The sequence below is a fragment of the Celeribacter baekdonensis genome, from assembly GCF_003047105.1.
GTDB classification, from domain to species: Bacteria; Pseudomonadota; Alphaproteobacteria; order Rhodobacterales; family Rhodobacteraceae; genus Celeribacter; species Celeribacter baekdonensis_B.
This window is the reverse complement of sequence record NZ_CP028475.1, coordinates 1,449,627-1,468,074: the sequence shown is the minus strand read 5'-3', so window position 1 is coordinate 1,468,074 and position 18,448 is coordinate 1,449,627. Positions and strand designations below refer to the sequence as shown.

Below are 18,448 nucleotides of genomic sequence, written 5' to 3'. Positions count from 1 at the left end.
ATCCCCTAAGGTGCCATCAAATAAAGGAAAATCAGATGGCACAGACAGATCAAAAGAGTTTCGCAGATGCCACGGTTCTGGCGCAGATCTGTGCGGGGCGGTTTGATGATCCTTTCGCCATTTTAGGTCCACATAAAAAGGGCCGGATTCGCACGGTAACCTGTTATGATCCGGGGGCGGAGGCGATGTCGGCGCTCAGCGCGGGCAAACTGTCGCCTCTGGCCTCGGTCGCGGGCTATCGGGGCCTGTTTCACGGCGCCGTATCTGGCACCAAGCCCTATGTTTTGATCGGCCAAAAAGGCAAAACGGAGTGGCAGGTCGAAGATGCGTATCGTTTTGGGCCGGTGTTGGGCGAGCTTGACGAATATCTGTTGGGTGAGGGCAATCACAATCGGCTTTGGACCGCGCTTGGTGCCCATGTGATGACCCATGAGGGCGTCCATGGTACGCATTTCGCCGTTTGGGCACCGAATGCGAAACGGGTTTCCGTGGTTGGCGATTTCAACGCTTGGGACGGGCGGCGGCATGTGATGCGCAAACGCGGCGGCACTGGCGTTTGGGAAATTTTCATGCCGGGTGTGGGCGAGGGGGCAGCCTATAAATACGAGATTTTGGATGCGCAGGATGGCCTCCACCTCAAAGCCGATCCGGTCGGCTTTGGCAGTCAGCACCCGCCCGAAACCGCCTCTGTCGTACGCGATATTTCGGGCTATGGCTGGTCCGATGGGCCGTGGATGGAAAGCCGCGCCGAGGCGCAAAAGCGCGATCAGGCCATCTCGATTTATGAGGTGCATCTTGGCTCCTGGCGGCGCAAGGATGACGGGCGTCCGATCTCCTATAAAGAGGCCGCCGTTGAGCTGATCGACTATGTGACATACATGGGGTTCACTCATATCGAATTGATGCCGATTTCTGAGTATCCATTTGACGGCTCTTGGGGCTATCAACCCGTCGGACTTTTTGCCCCCACCATCCGCTTTGGCCCGCCACATGAGTTCCGCGATCTGGTTGAAGCGGCGCATGAGGCGGGGCTTGGTATCTTGCTTGATTGGGTGCCGGGGCATTTCCCGACCGATGTGCATGGCTTGGCGCAATTCGATGGCACGCCTTTGTATGAACACGCCGATCCGCGCGAGGGGTTCCACCAAGATTGGAACACGCTGATCTACAATTACGGTCGTCACGAGGTGGAAAATTTTCTGACCTCGAATGCGCTTTATTGGTTTGAAGAATATCACATTGACGGGCTGCGGGTGGATGCCGTGGCGTCGATGATCTACCGCGATTATTCGCGCAAAGAGGGCGAATGGATTCCGAACATCCACGGTGGGCGGGAAAATCTTGAGGCGATCCACATGCTTCAGAGCATGAACACGCTGTCCTATGGCGAGGTGCCCGGCATCATGACTGTGGCTGAGGAAAGCACCGCCTATCCGGGTGTTTCCGCGCCAGTGGATGGGGGCGGGCTTGGCTTTGGTTACAAATGGAACATGGGCTGGATGAACGACACGCTGTCTTACATGGCGCTCGATCCGGTGCATCGCAAACACCATCATCACCAGATGACCTTTGGTCTGCATTACGCGTTCTCGGAAAACTTCATCCTGCCGATCAGCCATGACGAAGTGGTGCATGGCAAAGGCTCGATGATCCATAAAATGCCCGGCTCGGAATGGGAAAAATTCGCCAATCTGCGGGCCTATTATGGGTTCATGTGGGCGCATCCGGGCAAAAAGCTTTTGTTCATGGGGCAAGAGTTTGGCCAATGGCAAGAGTGGAGCCATGATGGTGAGATTGATTGGGCCTGTCTGGTCTATCACATGCACCAAGGCGTCCAGGACGTGGTGCGCGATCTCAACGCGCTCTACCGCGCCACGCCCGCGCTTTACGCCAAGGATTGCGACCCGGACGGGTTCCAATGGATTGAGGCCAATGACGCGGCACATTCGATCTACGCGTGGATCAGGCGCGGCGGAGCTGACGATGCCGAAGTCGTCGTGGTGTGTAATTTCACGCCGCTCGAACGCAGCGCCTATAAGCTCGGCTTTCCGCAAGAGGGCGTCTGGCGCGAGGCGATCAATACAGATGCAGAATGCTACGGTGGCGGAGGCCGCGGCAATCTGGGGCGGATCACCGCCACGAAGGGCGAGTGGCACGGACAGCCTGCGACAGCGGAGATCACCGTGCCGCCACTCTCAACAATGGTCTTTATCAAAGACAAAGCATGACGGTCTGAGCCGAAAGGCAGGGGCTCGGGGTGCGGAAAGGTGGAGGAATGACACAGACACAAACACAGACGCGCAACAGACTGGCCAATCGGACCATGGCGTTCGTGTTGGCGGGGGGGCGCGGTTCGCGGCTTCAGGAACTGACCAATTCGCGGGTGAAACCGGCGGTGTATTTTGGTGGCAAAACCCGGATCGTCGATTTTGCGCTCTCCAATGCGCTCAACTCCGGCATCCGCAAAATGGCGATTGCGACGCAATACAAAGCCCACTCTCTGATCCGCCACATCCAACGCGGTTGGACATTTTTCCGCGCCGAACGCAATGAATTTTTGGACATTTTACCCGCCTCGCAGCGCTATGAAGAAAGCACATGGTATCGCGGTACAGCCGACGCCGTGGCGCAAAACATCGACATCATCGACAGTTATGATGTCGATTACATCCTGATCCTTGCGGGCGATCACATCTATAAGATGGATTACGAGTTGATGATCCAACATCACGTCGACAGCGGCGCGGATGTGACCATCGGCTGTCTGACCGTGGACCGCAAACAGGCCTCGGCCTTTGGCGTGATGGCGGTGGATGGCACGGACCGGATCACCGAGTTTTTGGAAAAACCCGCCGATCCTCCGGGCATTCCGGGCGATGAGAAAAACGCGCTCGCCTCGATGGGCATCTATGTGTTCAACTGGAAATTCCTGCGCGAACGGCTGTTGGAAGACATGGAGGATCAAACCTCCAGCCACGACTTTGGCAACGACATGATCCCCGACATCGTGGCCAAGGGCAAAGCGCAGGCGCATCGTTTCACCGACAGTTGCATCCGCCACCCCGACGCCCCGGCCTATTGGCGCGATGTCGGTACGATTGACGCCTATTGGAAGGCCAATATCGACCTGACCGATTTCACCCCCGAGCTTGATCTGTGGGACCGCAGTTGGCCGATTTGGAGTTATTCCGAGAACACGCCACCGGCAAAATTCATCCATGACCGCCCGGATCGGCGCGGTACGGCGGTGAGTTCGATGGTCTCGGGGGGCTGCATCATTTCGGGGACGGAAATCCGCGAAAGCCTGTTGTTCACCCATGTGACCACCAATTCCTATGCCTCTTTGGAGGGCGCCGTGGTTTTGCCCTATGTGAATGTGGCGCGTCATGCGCGGCTTAAAAACGTGGTGATTGATCGCGGCGTTCATATCCCAGAGGGGCTTGTGGTCGGAGAAGATCCCGAAGTGGATGCCAAATGGTTTCGGGTGTCACCGGGCGGGATCACCTTGATCACCCAAGACATGCTGAACCGGAGGGCCAAAGGCCTATGACACGGGTTCTCTCCGTCACGTCCGAATGTGTGCCCCTGGTGAAAACCGGGGGATTGGCCGATGTGGCCGGGGCTTTGCCCGGCGCATTGGCGGCGCATGGCGTGGACATGCGTACGCTTTTGCCGGGCTATCGCGCGGTTTTGACGGCCCGGCCGGGTGCTGAGCCGGTGTTTGACATCCATGATTTCTTCGGTGGTTCGGCCCAAATTCGCCGCGCAACATTGGGCGACACTGTACTTTATATTTTGGATGCCCCGCATCTCTATGACCGTGACGGATCGCTCTATACCGGCCCCGGTGGCTATGATTGGGCCGACAACCCGCAACGCTTTGCCGCGCTCTCATTGGCCGCGGCGATGATTGCGGCGCACGGGATCGAAGGCTGGGTGCCCGAGGTCTTGCATCTGCATGATTGGCAGGCCGGATTGACCCCGGTGTACCTGCGCGAATTGGGGGCGGCTGAGCGGGTCAAGACGCTGATGACCATTCACAACATCGCCTTTCAAGGCTGTTGTTCGGCCGATCTGATCGACACGCTGGGCCTGCCGCGTCCCGGGTTTAGCCCCGGTGGCTATGAATATTGGGGTCAGATTTCGGCGCTCAAAGCCGGGATTATTGGCGCGACCAAGGTCTCCACCGTCTCACCCACCTATGCCGCCGAGTTGATGACAGGCGAATATGGCATGGGGATGGAGGGCGTTTTGGCCGCGCGCGGTTCGGATTTTGTCGGCATTCTCAATGGCATCGACGAAGAGGTCTGGTCGCCAAGTTACAAGACCCCAAAAGGCAAAGCCAAATATAAGGCCGCGCTGCGCGACGAGCTTGGCCTGCCAAACTCCGGTCCGGCCAGTGAGGGGCCGCTCTGCGTGGTGATCTCGCGGTTGACCGGGCAAAAGGGCTTTGATCTTTTGCTCGAAGCGCTGCCAACATTGTTGCAGCAGGGCGGGCAATTGGCGCTTTTGGGGTCGGGCGATAGCGCGTTTGAATCCGCCTTCCGCGATGCCGCTTTGCGTTCTGCGGGTGTGGCGGTGCGGATTGGCTATGACGAAGCCTTCGCCCGTCGTTTGATCGAAGGTGGGGACGCGATTTTGGTGCCCTCGCGCTTTGAACCCTGTGGCTTGACGCAAATGTATGGGTTGCGGTTTGGCACCTTGCCGTTGGTCTCGCTGACGGGCGGGTTGGCCGATACGGTGATCAATGCCAATGCCGCAGCACTGGCGCAAGGCGTTGCCACGGGGGTGCAATTTCACCCGGTCACGACCTTGGCGCTGACCCAGGCGCTCAACCATCTCTGCGCGCTCTACCGCAAGCCTGATGTCTGGACCAAAATGATGGACAATGCCATGGCACAACCCGTCGGTTGGAACGCATCGGCAGGCACATATGCCGATCTTTTTGAGGCGATGACAGGAGCTACGCACCCTAAATGAGGCAATTTTCGATCCTGGGCGGCCATGCCGCACCGCTGGGGGCCACGGCCGACGGCGAAGGTGTTAATTTCGCGGTTTTTTCCCAACATGCCCGCCGGATCACCCTGTGTTTGTTCTCGGACGACGGTCAAACCGAAACCCAGCGTTTGGATTTGCCAGAACGTGATGGCGATGTTTGGCATGGGTTTGTGCCGGGCATGCGTCCGGGGCAACTCTACGGGCTGCGCGCCGATGGGGCCTATGCGCCGGACCAAGGCCATCGGTTCAATTACAACAAACTCTTGATGGATCCCTACGCCAAACGCGTGACCAAACACCCTGACTGGCATGACGCCTTGATGGGCTATGAGGTCGGGCACGAGGCCGCCGATCTGTCTTTTGACACCCGAGACAGCGCCAAATACATGCCGCGTTCGGTCGTCGAAGATGTGCTTTTTGCGTGGGGCAAAGATCAACCGCCGCACCGGCCCACCTCGCAATCGGTGATCTATGAGGCTCATGTCAAAGGCCTGACGGAACTGCACCCGGATGTGTTGCACAAGGGCAAATTCCTAGGCCTCGCCTCGGATGCGATCTTGGATCACCTTGTGAATCTGGGCATCACCGCGATTGAACTTTTGCCGGCGCAGGCTTTTCTCAACGATCGGTTTTTGGTCGAAAAGGGTTTGGTGAATTACTGGGGCTATCAGACGCTGAGCTTCTTTGCCCCTGATCCGCGTTACCTTGCCTATCACCAAATCGCCGAGTTCCAACATATGGTTGCGCGGCTGCATTCGGCGGGCATCGAGGTGATCATGGATGTGGTGTATAACCACACCGGCGAGGGCAATGAACAGGGGCCGACGCTGTCCTTCCGAGGTCTCGACAACAAAAGCTATTATCGGCTGACCGACGATCAGCGCTATTACATCAACGACACGGGCACCGGGAATACGCTTAATATTGATCACCCGATGGTGCTGCGTATGGTGTTGGATTCCTTGCGCTATTGGGTCGAGGTGATGCATGTCGATGGCTTCCGCTTTGATCTGTGCACCACCTTGGGCCGCACCCCCACGGGGTTTGATCGCGGCGCGTCCTTTTTTGATGCGATCCGGCAAGACCCGGTTCTGACCAAGGTTAAACTGATCGCGGAACCGTGGGATATTGGCCCCGGTGGCTACCGCGTGGGCGGGTTCCCTCCGCCGTTTTTGGAATGGAACGACAAGTTTCGCGATGGCATTCGACGCTTTTGGCGCGGCGATGCGGGACATGTGCCTGTGCTGGCCGATCGCCTGACCGGATCGGCGTTACAATTTGATCATTCGGGCCGTCCAGCCACCTCATCGGTCAATTTTGTCACGGCGCATGACGGGTTCACCTTGATGGATGTGGTCAGCTACACTGGCAAACACAATGAGGCCAATGGCGAAGACAACCGCGATGGCCACAATGACAATGCCTCCGACAATATGGGGGTGGCCGGGCCGACCGAGGATGTCAAAATCAATGCAGCCCGCGCGCAACGGCGGCGTAACCTCTTGGCCACGCTGTTGTTTTCCCAAGGCACGCCGATGCTTTTGGCGGGGGATGAGCTGGGCAATAGCCAGCAGGGCAACAACAACGCCTATTGCCAAGACAATGAGATCGGGTGGATTGATTGGAGCAGGGCTGACCCGGCGTTTTTGGAGTTTACCAAACGGCTGATCGCCTTTCGGCGCGACCACCCGATTTTGCGTCAGAAACGGTTTTTGCATTCGCGCGAACGGTTGATGGATGGGATCGAAGACTTGTTTTGGTGGCGGCCTGACGGGGTTTTGATGCGCGACCGGGATTGGACCGCGCCGGAGTTGAAAACACTCTGTGCCGAAATGCGCATCGCCTCCGGTACGCCGCTTTATGCCCAACGCGAAGAGGCTCTGTTCCTGATTTTCAACCGGGGCGAGGCGGTGAGCGTGCATCTTCCGGCCTGTATGCCGGGGCGGCGTTGGCGGCTTTGGATCGACACCGGCCACCCGGATATTGATGGCGAAGTGATCGACGGGTCCATCATCCTGGCCGGGCGCGAAACCACTTTGGCGCTTGAACTGGAGGCCTTTTGATGACGGATCTGCGGCTTGAACTCTCTGCCCGGATTGGTGTCCATGGCCAGTTTTACGACCAGTTGGGCGTGTTGCGCGAAACCTCGGTGGAGACCGCCGTGGCGCTGATGCGTGCGCTCGGGTTTGAGGCCGAAACTGAGGAGGACGCGCGCGCACATCTTGAGGCGGGTTGGGACACGGGCCTGCCGTGGGATGTGGTCTGTGAGGCGGGCACCGCGCCTTGGGTCGATATTGGCGACAGCGCATGGGTGTTGACCTATGAGGATGGCCGGACATGCGAGGGCCGGGGCGGGGACAGCTTGCCGGAGCTGCCGATGGGCATCCATCATCTGATCGCGGGGCCGATCCGCATCACGCTTTTGGCTGCGCCCGCATCCATCCCGTTGCCGGACCGCTGTTGGGGGCTGGTTGCGCCGCTTTATGGCCTGTCCGCGCGTGGCATTGGCACCTATGAGGGCTTGAGTGCGCTGGTGCGCGGGCTTGGGCCGCATGGTGCGGCGTTCTTGGGCATCAATCCGGTGCATGCCGGGTTTCCGACTGTGCCGGATATGTTCAGCCCCTATTCGCCGTCCCATCGCCGCCGTTTGAATGTCCTGCATTTGGCGACTGAGACCGGCGTGCCAGGGGCGTTGATCGACTACCAAACCGACACGCCCGCGCGGATGACCGCGCTGCGTCAGGCGTTTGAAGCCCACCCGACATCGCCCGAGTTTCTGGCCTATCTGGCGCAAGAGGGCGCGTCGCTTGAAACCTTTGCCCTGCATCAGGCGCTCTCCGCCATTCATGGCCCGTTTTGGTGCGATTGGCCTACGGATTTGCAATGTCCAAATAGCGCTGCCGCACAGGCCGCACGCCGCGATTTGCGCGATGAAATTCTGTTTCACGCCTGGTTGCAGTGGCGCGCGGATACCGATTTGTCCGATGCGCAGGCACAGGCCAAGACCGCCGGGATGGCGCATGGGCTGTATCTCGATTTGGCCGTGGGCACCCATCCGCATGGCGCGGAAACATGGGAAGATCGCGACAGTTTCGCCTATGGCGCCTCGCTGGGGGCACCGCCCGATGCGTTTTCGGCTGCGGGGCAAAACTGGGGCCTTGCCCCGTTTAATCCATTGGATTTGCGTAAAAACTCCTATGCCGCCCTGCGCGACACCTTTGCCCGGCAACTGCGTTTTGCGGGGGCGATGCGGATTGATCACATTCTTGGGTTTGAGCGCACCTTTTGGGTGCCGGAACAGGCCCCCGGCGCCTATGTGCAAATGCCACGCGATGCGATGTTGGCCGTGGCGCGCATCGAGGCCGCGCGCACAGGCGGCATCATCATCGGCGAAGATTTGGGCCTGATCCCTGACGGTCTGCACGCGGCTTTGGCCGGATCGGGGGTTTTGGGCTGTCGGGTGATGATGTTTGAACGTGACAATTGGCAGGACCCCGACTTCAAACCGGCAGAGCGCTATGATGAGGCGGCGATTGCGTCGTTTTCGACCCATGATTTGCCGACATGGCAGGGCTGGCGTCAGGGCGCGGATGTCACGGCGCGGCAAACTGCCGGAGGGTTGGACGCGGCGCAGACCGAACATGAGTTGGACCATCGGGCACGTGAAGTGGCGGCGATGGATCGGCTGTTGCCGGACGCGGAGCAAGACACGCTGCACGATTTTTTGGCACGCACACCCTCACGATTGGTCGCGGTTCAGGCCGAAATTATGCTCGGCATGGTGGATCAACAAAATCTACCCGGAACCACCAGCGAATATCCAAATTGGCGCATTCGTTTGCCCGAAACTTCTGATACCCTCACCACAAATAGTGAAATCATGCGCGTGGCTGAAATCATGCGCAAACACGACCGATAGGAAGGACATCATATGACCCGCCACATGGTTGAAACCCATGCGATTGACGGCCAAAAACCCGGAACGTCGGGGCTGCGTAAGAAAACTCCGGTGTTCATGCAGCCGCACTATCTGGAAAATTTCGTTCAGGCGATTTTCAACGGAATCGGGGGGGCTGCGGGCAAGACCTATGTGTTGGGCGGTGATGGTCGGTATTTCAATGACCGTGCCGCGCAGGTGATGTTGCGTATGGCGGCGGCCAATGGTGCGAAAAAGGTCATCGTTGGCCAAAACGCATTGCTGTCCACCCCGGCGGCTTCGCATTTGATCCGCAAACGCGGTACGGATGGCGGTATCATCATGTCCGCCTCGCACAATCCAGGCGGGCCGAAAGAGGATTTCGGGGTGAAATTCAACACACCCAATGGTGGCCCCGCCGCCGAAGGTGTGACCGAGAAAATCTTTGAAGCGACCAAGACGATCACCGAATATGCCATCATGGACGCGCCGGATGTGGACCTGTCCACCATCGGCACGACGGTGTTGGGCGAGATGGACGTCGAGGTCGTCGATCCGGTCGCCGATTACGCGCTGATGATGGAAGAGATTTTCGATTTCGACAAAATCCGCGCGCTGTTTGCGGGCGGGTTTACCCTACGCTTTGATGCGATGCATGCGATCACCGGCCCCTATGCCAAGGCCATCCTTGAGGACAGGCTGGGTGCGCCGAAAGGCTCTGTGGTCAATGCCATGCCGCTGCCGGATTTTGGCGGCGGGCATCCCGATCCAAACCCGATTTGGGCCAAAGAGTTGATGGATTTGATGTTTTCGGGATCGGCCCCGGATTTTGGCGCGGCCTCGGATGGGGACGGCGACCGCAATATGATTGTGGGCCGCAACGCCTATGTGACGCCATCGGACAGTTTGGCGGTGTTGGCGGCCAATGCCACATTGGTTCCGGCTTATGCAAGCGGGCTTAAGGGCGTGGCGCGGTCGATGCCGACCTCGCGGGCACTCGACCGCGTTGCCGAGACGCTCGACATTGCCTGCTATGAGACGCCGACGGGCTGGAAATTCTTTGGCAACCTGTTGGACGCGGGCCGTGCGACACTGTGTGGCGAGGAAAGTGCGGGCACCGGATCGGATCACGTGCGCGAGAAAGATGGGCTTTGGGCGGTTCTGTTTTGGCTCAATATCTTGGCCGAACGGAAGCAATCCGTGGCCGCGATCATGGCCGATCATTGGGCGCGCTATGGCCGCAACTACTATTCGCGTCACGACTATGAGGCGGTTGACACTGCGGCGGCCAATGGGGTGATGGAGGCTCTGCGCGGCAAGTTACGCCATTTGCCGGGGCAGGTGATCGAGGGCATGACCATCGAGGCCGCCGATGAGTTCGCCTATGACGATCCGGTCGATGGGTCGCGCTCTGAGGGGCAGGGCATTCGGATTATGTTCATTGGCGGTGGGCGCATTGTGTTCCGGCTTTCAGGCACCGGCACCGAGGGCGCGACGTTGCGGGTCTATTTGGAACGAGTGGAAACGGCAGCGGCGGCGCTTCAGGACAATCCGCAACACGCGCTTTCGGCGGTGATTGCGGCGGCGGACGGCTTGGCCGAGATCCGCAGTCGCACAGGCCGCAACGCGCCCGATGTGATCACCTAAAGCTGCGTGACAGTTGCGTGCGACACGGCCGGGGCGCGCGTTCCCGGCCGTTTTCTATGAAAGGACAGAGTATGAGAACGAGCCTTCGCAGCAAAATCATCGCCACGTGTGATGCCAAAATCGCCCAGAAAGGCGAGGGGGTCGGCCTGTCGTTTTACGCGTTTTTCGCCAATAAAAATGACGACCCCGAAACGCTGATGGAGGCGGCAGACTGGTGGATTAAAACTCACCAGTTGGATCACTTTGAGAAGGCGGTGAAGGTGCGGGACATGGTGTTGAAAGGGATGTGAGGGGCGATTGTCCCCTCTGCCCCAGACACACAAAAACGGCCGGGGTCTGACGCCCGGCCGTTTCCATATCTACGTGCCGCACCTGAGCCTTAGGCGGTGGCTTTTTTGCGGCCAAAGATTTTCATCACCAGCACGAAGAACAGCGGCACGAAGATGATGCCGAAGACTGTGCCGGAGATCGTTCCGCCCAGAACCGCGGAGCCGACTGCGCGGCGGCCCCCCGAGCCAGCGCCCGACGACAGGACCAGCGGCACAACCCCCAAGGAGAAGGCCAGCGAGGTCATGATGATCGGGCGGAACCGTTGCCGTGCCGCTTTGAGCACCGCGTCGATCAAATTGGCCCCGGCGTCATATTGCTCGCGGGCGAATTCCACGATCAAAATGGCGTTTTTCCCGGTCAAACCGATCACGGTCAACATGCCGACCTGAAAGAACACGCCGTTTTGGAACTGGAAGAAATAGGCCGTAGAGAGCGTGCCCAAGATGCCGACCGGCAGGGCCAACATGACCGAGAACGGGATCGCCCAGCTTTCATAAAGCGCGGCGAGACAAAAGAAGATCGCGGCCAAAGAGAGCGCATAGAGCATCGGCGCTTGTGAGCCGGATTCGCGTTCTTCCAGTGACAGGCCAGTCCATGCCACGGCAAATCCCGGCGGCAGGTTTCCGACCAGACGTTCGATTTCCGCCATGGCTTCGCCGGTGGAGACGCCCGGGGCAGGGGAGCCCTGAATCTGCATCGCAGGGATGCCGTTGTAGCGGTTCAGGCCTTGCGGACCATAGACCCAACGCTCCGAGGTGAAGTTGGAAAAGGCCACAAGATCGCCGGTACTGTTGCGGACCCGCCATTTTTGCAAATCGGTCGGGGTGGCACGGGCATCGGCTTCGCCTTGGACATAGACGCGTTTGGTTTTGCCGTTGTCATCGAAATCGTTGACGTAGGTTCCGGCCATGGCGATCGACAGCGTGTTGCCGACGTTGGTCGGGGAGACCCCCATCGCGCCTGCTGCTCGCCAGTCGATGTCCAGTTTGAACTGGGTCGCATCCTCAAGACCCGAGGGGCGCGCCGAGGCGATCAACGGGCTTTGCGCGGCCATGCCCAACATCATGTTGCGGGCTTCCAGAAGTTGTTCGTGGGTTTGGCCGCCTGGGGCTTGCAGGTAGAAGTCAAAGCCCGAAACGTTGCCAAGTTCGGTGACCGCAGGCGGCACAATCGGGAAGGCCATGGCCTCTTGGATGCCCATGAAGGCGCCATACGCACGGCCAGCAATGGCCTGAACCGATTGCGCCGGGCTTGGACGCTCGCCCCAATCTTTCATCCGCACAAAGGCCAAACCGTTGTTTTGACCCGCTCCGGCAAAGGAGAAGCCAACGATGGTAAAGATCGAATCCACAGCCTCTTTTTCGGCGTTGAGGAAATACTCTTGGATTTGCATATTGGCTTTGGCGGTGTTTTCGGCGGTGGAGCCCGCCGGACCTTGTACCAGTGCCAACATGATGCCCTGATCCTCATCGGGCAAAAAGCCGGTGGGGGTTTGCAGGAACAACCAGACAATGCCGCCGCCCATGATGGCATAAATCATCAACATTCGCAGCGGACGCCGCACCGTGTAACCCACGGTCGCGCCATAGCCGCCGGTGATTTTTTCAAACACCCGGTTGAACAGGCCAAAGGGGCCACGTTTGGTATGATGGGCGTCTTTGCCGCGCAACAAGGTGGCGCAGAGCGCGGGCGTCAGCGTCAGGGCCACAACGACCGAGAGCAACATGGCCGAGACGATTGTAATCGAGAACTGGCGATAAATCACCCCGGTCGAGCCGCCGAAAAACGCCATCGGAATGAACACGGCAGAGAGCACCAAGGCCACGCCGATCAGCGCGCCGGTGATCTGATCCATGGATTTGCGCGTGGCTTCGCGCGGGCTCAGGCCCTCTTCTTCCATGATCCGTTCGACGTTTTCGACCACCACGATGGCGTCATCGACCAAAAGACCGATGGCCAGAACCATCGCCAACATGGTCAGCACGTTGATCGAGTAGCCAAACAGCGACAAGACCGCGAAAGTGCCAAGCAAAACGACGGGCACAGCCAAGGTCGGGATCAATGTGGCGCGGAGGTTTTGCAGGAACAACAGCATCACAAAGAACACCAAAACGATGGCTTCCATCAGGGTCTTTTGGACCTCGTGGATCGAGATTTCGACAAAGGGTGTGGTATCATAGGGGATGACGTAGCTCACGCCTTCGGGGAAATATTGCGCATATTCGCTAATCTTTTCACGCACCAATTTCGAGGTGTCGAGCGCATTGGCACCGGGGGCGAGCTGGATCGCCATGCCAGAGGCGGGTTTGCCATTGTATTTCGCAATCGTGGAGTAGTTTTCCGCGCCGACTTCGACACGGGCCACGTCTTGCAACAACACAATGCCGCCGTCGCCTTCAGACCGCAGGATGATATTGCGGAAATCCTCGGGCGTTTTCAAAAGCGATTGTGCGGTGATGGTGGCGTTGAGCGCTTGACCTTCGGGGGAGGGCAGACTGCCAAATGCGCCCGCCGAAATTTGGGCGTTTTGCGACGACACGGCTCCGACGACATCGGAGGGTGTCATGTCGAAAGCGGCCAGTTTCGATGGATCAAGCCAAATCCGCATGGCATATTGTGCGCCAAAAATCTGGGTGCCGCCCACGCCTTCGATGCGGCTGAACGCGTCCACAAGATTGGTGTTCAGATAATCGGCAAGGTCGGCCTGATCCAACTGACCATCATCGGAGATCAAGCCGATCACCATCAAAAAGCCCGCGGAAGATTTCTGAACGGTGACACCTTGGCGCTGCACCGCTTCGGGCAAAAGCGCTGTGGCCTGTGACAATTTGTTTTGCACCTGCACCTGCGCGATATCGGGGTCAATCCCGGTTTCAAACGTCATGGTGATCGAGGCCGACCCGGATGAGGTCGAGCTGGACGACATATAGCGCATCCCGTCCAACCCGGTCATCTGTTGTTCGATGATCTGGGTGACGGTATTGGCCACGGTTTCAGCCGAAGCCCCCGGATAGGCGGCGTGGATCGAAACCGAGGGCGGTGCGATTTGTGGGTATTGAGCGATGGGCAGGGTCACGATCGACAGCGCGCCAATGCCCATGATGAGGATCGAGATAACCCAGGCAAATACCGGGCGGTCAATGAAAAAGCGGGCCATAAGGGGTCCTTCCGGGCTTTGCTCAGTTGCTGTCGCTGGAGGCGGGGGCGGCCTCTTGCGGTTGCGGGGCGACGGTCATGCCAGCGGAGACTTTTTGCAGCCCTGCTACGATCACCATTTCACCGGAGGCGACCCCTTCGGTCACGACCCAATTGGCGCCCTGATCGCTTTGCACCGTCAGCGTGCGCTGTTCGACGATATTTTCAGGAGTGACGACAAACGCCATCGGGCGACCGCGACGATCTCGTGTGATCGCCTCTTGCGGCACCAAAATTGCGTCCTTGATCAAGCCCTGTGGCATCTCAACCTGAACATACATGCCGGGCAGCAGGAAATGATCCGGGTTCGGGAACGACAGGCGCAACAGGATCGAGCCGGTCTGCTCATCGACATGGGGTTCGGCGGCGGACAATTCGCCTTTTTGCTCATAGGTGCTGCCATCGGTCAGCCGCAACTCGACCGTTTGGCCGATGTTCCCGGCAAAGGTCGCATCGCTTCCCGCGCGCTGCCAGCGTAGCATTTCCGCTGCCGCTTGGGTCACATCGACATAGACCGGATCAAGCGCGCGGATCACGGTGAGCGGGCTGGCTTGACCAGAGGTGACCAGCGCCCCTTGGGTGATTTGGCTCAGGCCCACCACACCCGAGATCGGCGCACGGACCGTGGTGCGATCCAAATCAATTTCAGCGGTCAACAGATTGGCTTCGGCCAGTTTGATCGCGGCTTCGGCGGAATCACGGGCGGCGATGGCGCTGTCGAGGTTTTGTTGGGCCACAACATTGCGCGATTTCAATTCTTGCTGACGATCATATTCGATCATCGCCGATTTCAATGCGGCCTTGGCTTGGGCCAAACCGGCCTCTGCCACCGCTTTTTGCGCCTCATAAGAGGCGGCGTCGATGGCATAAAGCGCATCACCCTTTTCAACCGGGCGTCCTTCTTCAAACAAGCGCTCGCGGATGATGCCATTGACCTGTGGGCGCACTTCGGCAGCACTTGAGGCGGCAACGCGACCGGGCAGCGGTGCGGTCAAGGTGAGGTCTTTGGCCTCCAGCGTGACCACGGTCACAGGCGTGGGCGGGCGGGCGTCTTGGGCAAGGGCGGGCATCGCGGCGCAAAGGGCAAGCGCAAGGGCGGTAGACATCCGGCGCAGCGACACAGGCAGTCTTTGGGGAGGAGGGTGTTTGGCATGGAGGTCTCCGGCAAGGGGATTGCGGCGCGCGCGGGCGCGGCCCAGTCTCAGAAATGATGCGTGTGCGATGGCTCCGTTTATCATACAGATGCATGTCGCTCTTGAATTTTCATTAAAGAAACGGGATGGTTTTGTAAAGTTCGTGATCGGCGCCCTGTCTGTGCACAAATGCAGGACAGCTGTGGGCGAAATGGGGGCGATGACGGTATGGAGGAGAAGGCGGATATGGTGAAAGAGACAGAGGTGACCCCGTGTGAGCCCCATCGTCGTCGCGGCCGCCCGGTTCAAATGGACAGTGCTGCGCGCGAAGAGGAAATTGTGCGTGTCACCAAGGCGCTGTTGATGAGTTCGTCCTTGGACGAGGTCACGATGGCGGCGATTGCGTGCGAAACCGGCATGTCAAAGCGCACGATCTATGCCCATTTCGACAGTCTCGAAGCCCTATTGCGCCGCAGCATGGCCGAGATTGGTAAGGTGATTTTTCTCCCCTTGAACGAGGTTGAAAAAACCAAGCCTTTGAAGGAGCGTTTGTCGCTTTTGCTCACGCTGAACAAGCCGCCGGTCAGTGAAGACCGCAAGCGTGAATTCCTGCGCACCCTGATTGCCAAGGCGCATGTTTTTCCCAATCTGGCGCGTGAAATGTGCCAGAATGGTCGTGGCATCTTGCGGGGGTATATCCGTGACGAGTTGGAGGAGGCGGTGCGCGAGGGGGCGCTTCAAATTGCCCCAGATCGGGTGGCGCTGGCGGCAGAGATTTTGATGGATATGGCGTTTTGGGACCCGGTGCCAAGCCTGTTGGACCCGGAGTATACCTATCCGGTTGATGGCGACATGGCCCTGCGCCGAGAAGCGGCGATTGAGATTTTTCTCAACGGCTGCCTGACACAGAGGTCTTAGAGGCGGCGATTCTTAGAGGCGGCGATAAATTTATGCGCCTGTGCCTCATTTTAGGGCGCAAACGTAAATGCGCGCCGCGGTCATTGGATTGGGGGCGGTTTTCACGGGGCTTTCACAACGGCGCATTTTAGGTCTTAACTGGATCGCATGTGAGAGGGTCGAATGAGCCGTTTTCAAACCAGTATGGCAGGCGAGCTTTACGCCTTTGGGACTTTGGCGGACGTGATGGCCAAGGCCACGCCCGCGCGCTCGGGAGATGCTTTGGCGGGGGTGATGGCCGAGAGCGATGTCGAACGGGTTGCGGCCCAAATGGTGCTGGCTGATCTGCCGCTCAAGCTGTTTTTGAGCGACCTGCTGATCCCCTATGAGATCGACGATGTCACCCGGCTGATTGTCGACAGTCACGATGCGGTGGCCTTTGCGCCGGTGTCTCACATGACCGTCGGTCAGTTTCGCGATTGGCTGTTGTCCGACGTGGCTGATGCTCCCGCGCTCAGGGCACTCGCGCCGGGATTGATGCCGGAAATGGTCGCCGCTGTGTCAAAACTGATGCGCAATCGCGATCTGATTGCTGTGGCGCGCAAAATCCGCGTGGTCACAGCGTTTCGCACCACTCTGGGCCTTGAGGGCCGCATTGGCTCGCGTCTGCAACCCAACCACCCCGCCGATGATCTCAAAGGCATCATTGCCTCGACGCTCGACGGGCTGTCTTTTGGCGTTGGTGATGCGGTGATCGGGATCAACCCGGCGACGGACAATATTCCAACCGCCATGGCGCTGTTGCAAATGTTGGAGGATCTGCGGCAAAGCTATGACATCCCGACCCAAAGCTGTGTTCTCACCCATGTGACCAATGCGATTGAGATTATCAATCGCGGCGCGCCAGTCGATTTGGTGTTTCAATCGGTGGCCGGAACCCAAGCTGCGAATGAGGGCTTTGGGGTGAGCTTGTCGATGCTGACGGAGGCGCATGAGGCGGCCCTGTCGCTGAAACGCGGCACGGTTGGCCAAAACGTGATGTATTTCGAAACCGGGCAGGGGGCGGCGCTCTCCGCCAATGCCCATCACGGCCTTGACCAGCAAACGCTTGAGACCCGCGCCTATGCGGTCTGCCGCGCCTATGATCCGTTGATTGTGAACACGGTCGTCGGCTTTATCGGTCCTGAGTATTTGTATGATGGCAAAGAGATCATCCGCGCCGGGCTTGAGGATCATTTTTGCGGCAAACTCTTAGGCCTGCCGATGGGCTGTGACGTCTGTTACACCAATCATTCCGAGGCGGATCAAAACGACATGGATGTGTTGATGACACTTCTGGCCGAGGCGCGGGCGCATTTCCTGATCGGCGTGCCGGGGGCGGATGACATCATGCTCAATTACCAAAGCCTGTCGTTCCACGACATCGCCTATCTGCGCAATTCTTTGGGACTAAAGGCCGCGCCTGAATTTGAAGCTTGGCTTATGGCGATGGGGATTGTCGCGGAGACCGGCCATTTGATCGACAGCGGTGCGGGCGCACAGCGGCTTTTGGAGGCGGCGCAATGAGTGATCTGGACAATGCCGATCCATGGGCCAAGCTGCGCGCGGCCACCGTTGCGCGGATCGGGTTGGGCCGCACGGGGGCGGGTCTGCCAACAGAGTCCAATCTGAGCTTTCAATACGCCCATGCCCGCGCCCGCGATGCGGTGCATTCGGCGTTGGATATTGAGGCGTTGGTGCGGGATTTGGCTCCGGCCGAGGTGATCCGCGTCGCCTCTGCCGCACCGGATCGCGCCACCTATCTGCGCCGCCCGGATTTGGGGCGCAAATTGGCCGTGGGCGAGGCGGAACACCTCAACGCCCGCGCGCCTTGTGATGTGGCCTTTGTCATCGCGGATGGGCTGTCCTCGGCGGCTGTGCAAACCCATGCGGCGGCGGTGGTTCATGCCTGTGTGCCGAAATTGTCGGGGCTGAGGATCGGCCCGGTTGTCATCGCTGCGCAGGCCCGCGTGGCGATTGGCGATGAGATCGGCGATCTCTTGGGGGCGCGGCTTGTGGTGGTCTTGATTGGCGAGCGTCCCGGGTTGAGCGTGGCCGACAGTTTGGGCGCCTATCTGACCTTTGATCCGCGGGTTGGCCGACGCGACAGCGACCGAAATTGTCTGTCCAACATCCATGGCAAGGGCGGGATGAGCCCGGATGAGGCGGCGCGAAAAATTGCGTGGCTGACCCGCGCGGCGCTCACATTGGGCCTCACGGGCACAGGTTTGAAAGAGGACAGTGGACAGATTGAAATGGAAAATGCCCCGCGCATTGACGGGGCATAATTTAT

At 59.0% G+C, this 18,448-nt stretch carries 12 protein-coding genes; 10 read left to right on the top strand and 2 right to left on the bottom strand.

Annotation, left to right across the window (positions count from 1 at the left end):
• The first annotated feature begins 35 nt into the window (after positions 1-35).
• The 7 genes from glgB to DA792_RS10630 all read left to right on the top strand — a co-directional run bounded on the left by glgB (position 36) and on the right by DA792_RS10630 (position 10,851).
• Positions 36-2,228 carry a 1,4-alpha-glucan branching protein GlgB gene (glgB, locus tag DA792_RS10660; protein WP_107719932.1) on the top strand — a complete coding sequence of 731 codons (2,193 nt, stop codon included), beginning with the start codon at positions 36-38 and terminating at the stop codon, positions 2,226-2,228.
• A 47-nt stretch (positions 2,229-2,275) separates the two neighbouring features.
• Complete coding sequence (gene glgC, locus DA792_RS10655) at positions 2,276-3,550, top strand: glucose-1-phosphate adenylyltransferase (RefSeq protein ID WP_107719931.1); 1,275 nt, start codon at positions 2,276-2,278, stop codon at positions 3,548-3,550.
• The gene (glgA, locus tag DA792_RS10650) at positions 3,547-4,980 is read left to right on the top strand and encodes a glycogen synthase GlgA (protein WP_107719930.1); all 1,434 of its coding nucleotides are present in this window, start codon (positions 3,547-3,549) and stop codon (positions 4,978-4,980) included. Before glgC ends, glgA begins: the two co-directional genes overlap by 4 nt.
• Positions 4,977-7,061 (top strand): glycogen debranching protein GlgX, encoded by a 2,085-nt coding sequence (glgX, locus tag DA792_RS10645; protein WP_107719929.1) that lies wholly within the window; start codon positions 4,977-4,979, stop codon positions 7,059-7,061. Before glgA ends, glgX begins: the two co-directional genes overlap by 4 nt.
• Positions 7,061-8,917 (top strand): 4-alpha-glucanotransferase, encoded by a 1,857-nt coding sequence (gene malQ / locus DA792_RS10640; protein ID WP_107719928.1) that lies wholly within the window; start codon positions 7,061-7,063, stop codon positions 8,915-8,917. The genes glgX and malQ overlap by 1 nt, the downstream gene beginning before the upstream one ends.
• A 12-nt stretch (positions 8,918-8,929) precedes the next feature.
• Positions 8,930-10,561, top strand: coding sequence for an alpha-D-glucose phosphate-specific phosphoglucomutase (locus DA792_RS10635; protein WP_107719927.1), 1,632 nt, complete (start codon positions 8,930-8,932; stop codon positions 10,559-10,561).
• A gap of 71 nt (positions 10,562-10,632) precedes the next feature.
• Positions 10,633-10,851, top strand: a complete 219-nt coding sequence (locus DA792_RS10630; RefSeq protein ID WP_107719926.1) for a DUF6500 family protein — start codon at positions 10,633-10,635, stop codon at positions 10,849-10,851.
• Positions 10,852-10,940: 89 nt separating this feature from the next.
• Here the strand turns inward: DA792_RS10630 and DA792_RS10625 are convergent, their stop codons facing one another.
• Both DA792_RS10625 and DA792_RS10620 read right to left on the bottom strand, forming a co-directional pair.
• Positions 10,941-14,048 (bottom strand): efflux RND transporter permease subunit, encoded by a 3,108-nt coding sequence (locus DA792_RS10625; RefSeq protein WP_107719925.1) that lies wholly within the window; start codon positions 14,046-14,048, stop codon positions 10,941-10,943.
• Positions 14,049-14,070: 22 nt separating this feature from the next.
• Positions 14,071-15,207, bottom strand: coding sequence for an efflux RND transporter periplasmic adaptor subunit (locus tag DA792_RS10620; RefSeq protein ID WP_368074505.1), 1,137 nt, complete (start codon positions 15,205-15,207; stop codon positions 14,071-14,073).
• Between the two features lie 258 nt (positions 15,208-15,465).
• Here DA792_RS10620 and DA792_RS10615 point away from each other — a divergent pair, with 258 nt between their 5' ends.
• The 3 genes from DA792_RS10615 to eutC all read left to right on the top strand — a co-directional run bounded on the left by DA792_RS10615 (position 15,466) and on the right by eutC (position 18,443).
• Positions 15,466-16,137, top strand: a complete 672-nt coding sequence (locus DA792_RS10615; RefSeq protein ID WP_159075245.1) for a TetR/AcrR family transcriptional regulator — start codon at positions 15,466-15,468, stop codon at positions 16,135-16,137.
• Between the two features lie 162 nt (positions 16,138-16,299).
• Positions 16,300-17,682 carry an ethanolamine ammonia-lyase subunit EutB gene (locus DA792_RS10610; RefSeq protein WP_107719923.1) on the top strand — a complete coding sequence of 461 codons (1,383 nt, stop codon included), beginning with the start codon at positions 16,300-16,302 and terminating at the stop codon, positions 17,680-17,682.
• Entirely contained in the window at positions 17,679-18,443 is a 765-nt protein-coding gene (gene eutC / locus DA792_RS10605; protein WP_107719922.1) for an ethanolamine ammonia-lyase subunit EutC, read from the top strand. Before DA792_RS10610 ends, eutC begins: the two co-directional genes overlap by 4 nt.
• Positions 18,444-18,448 lie beyond the last annotated feature (5 nt).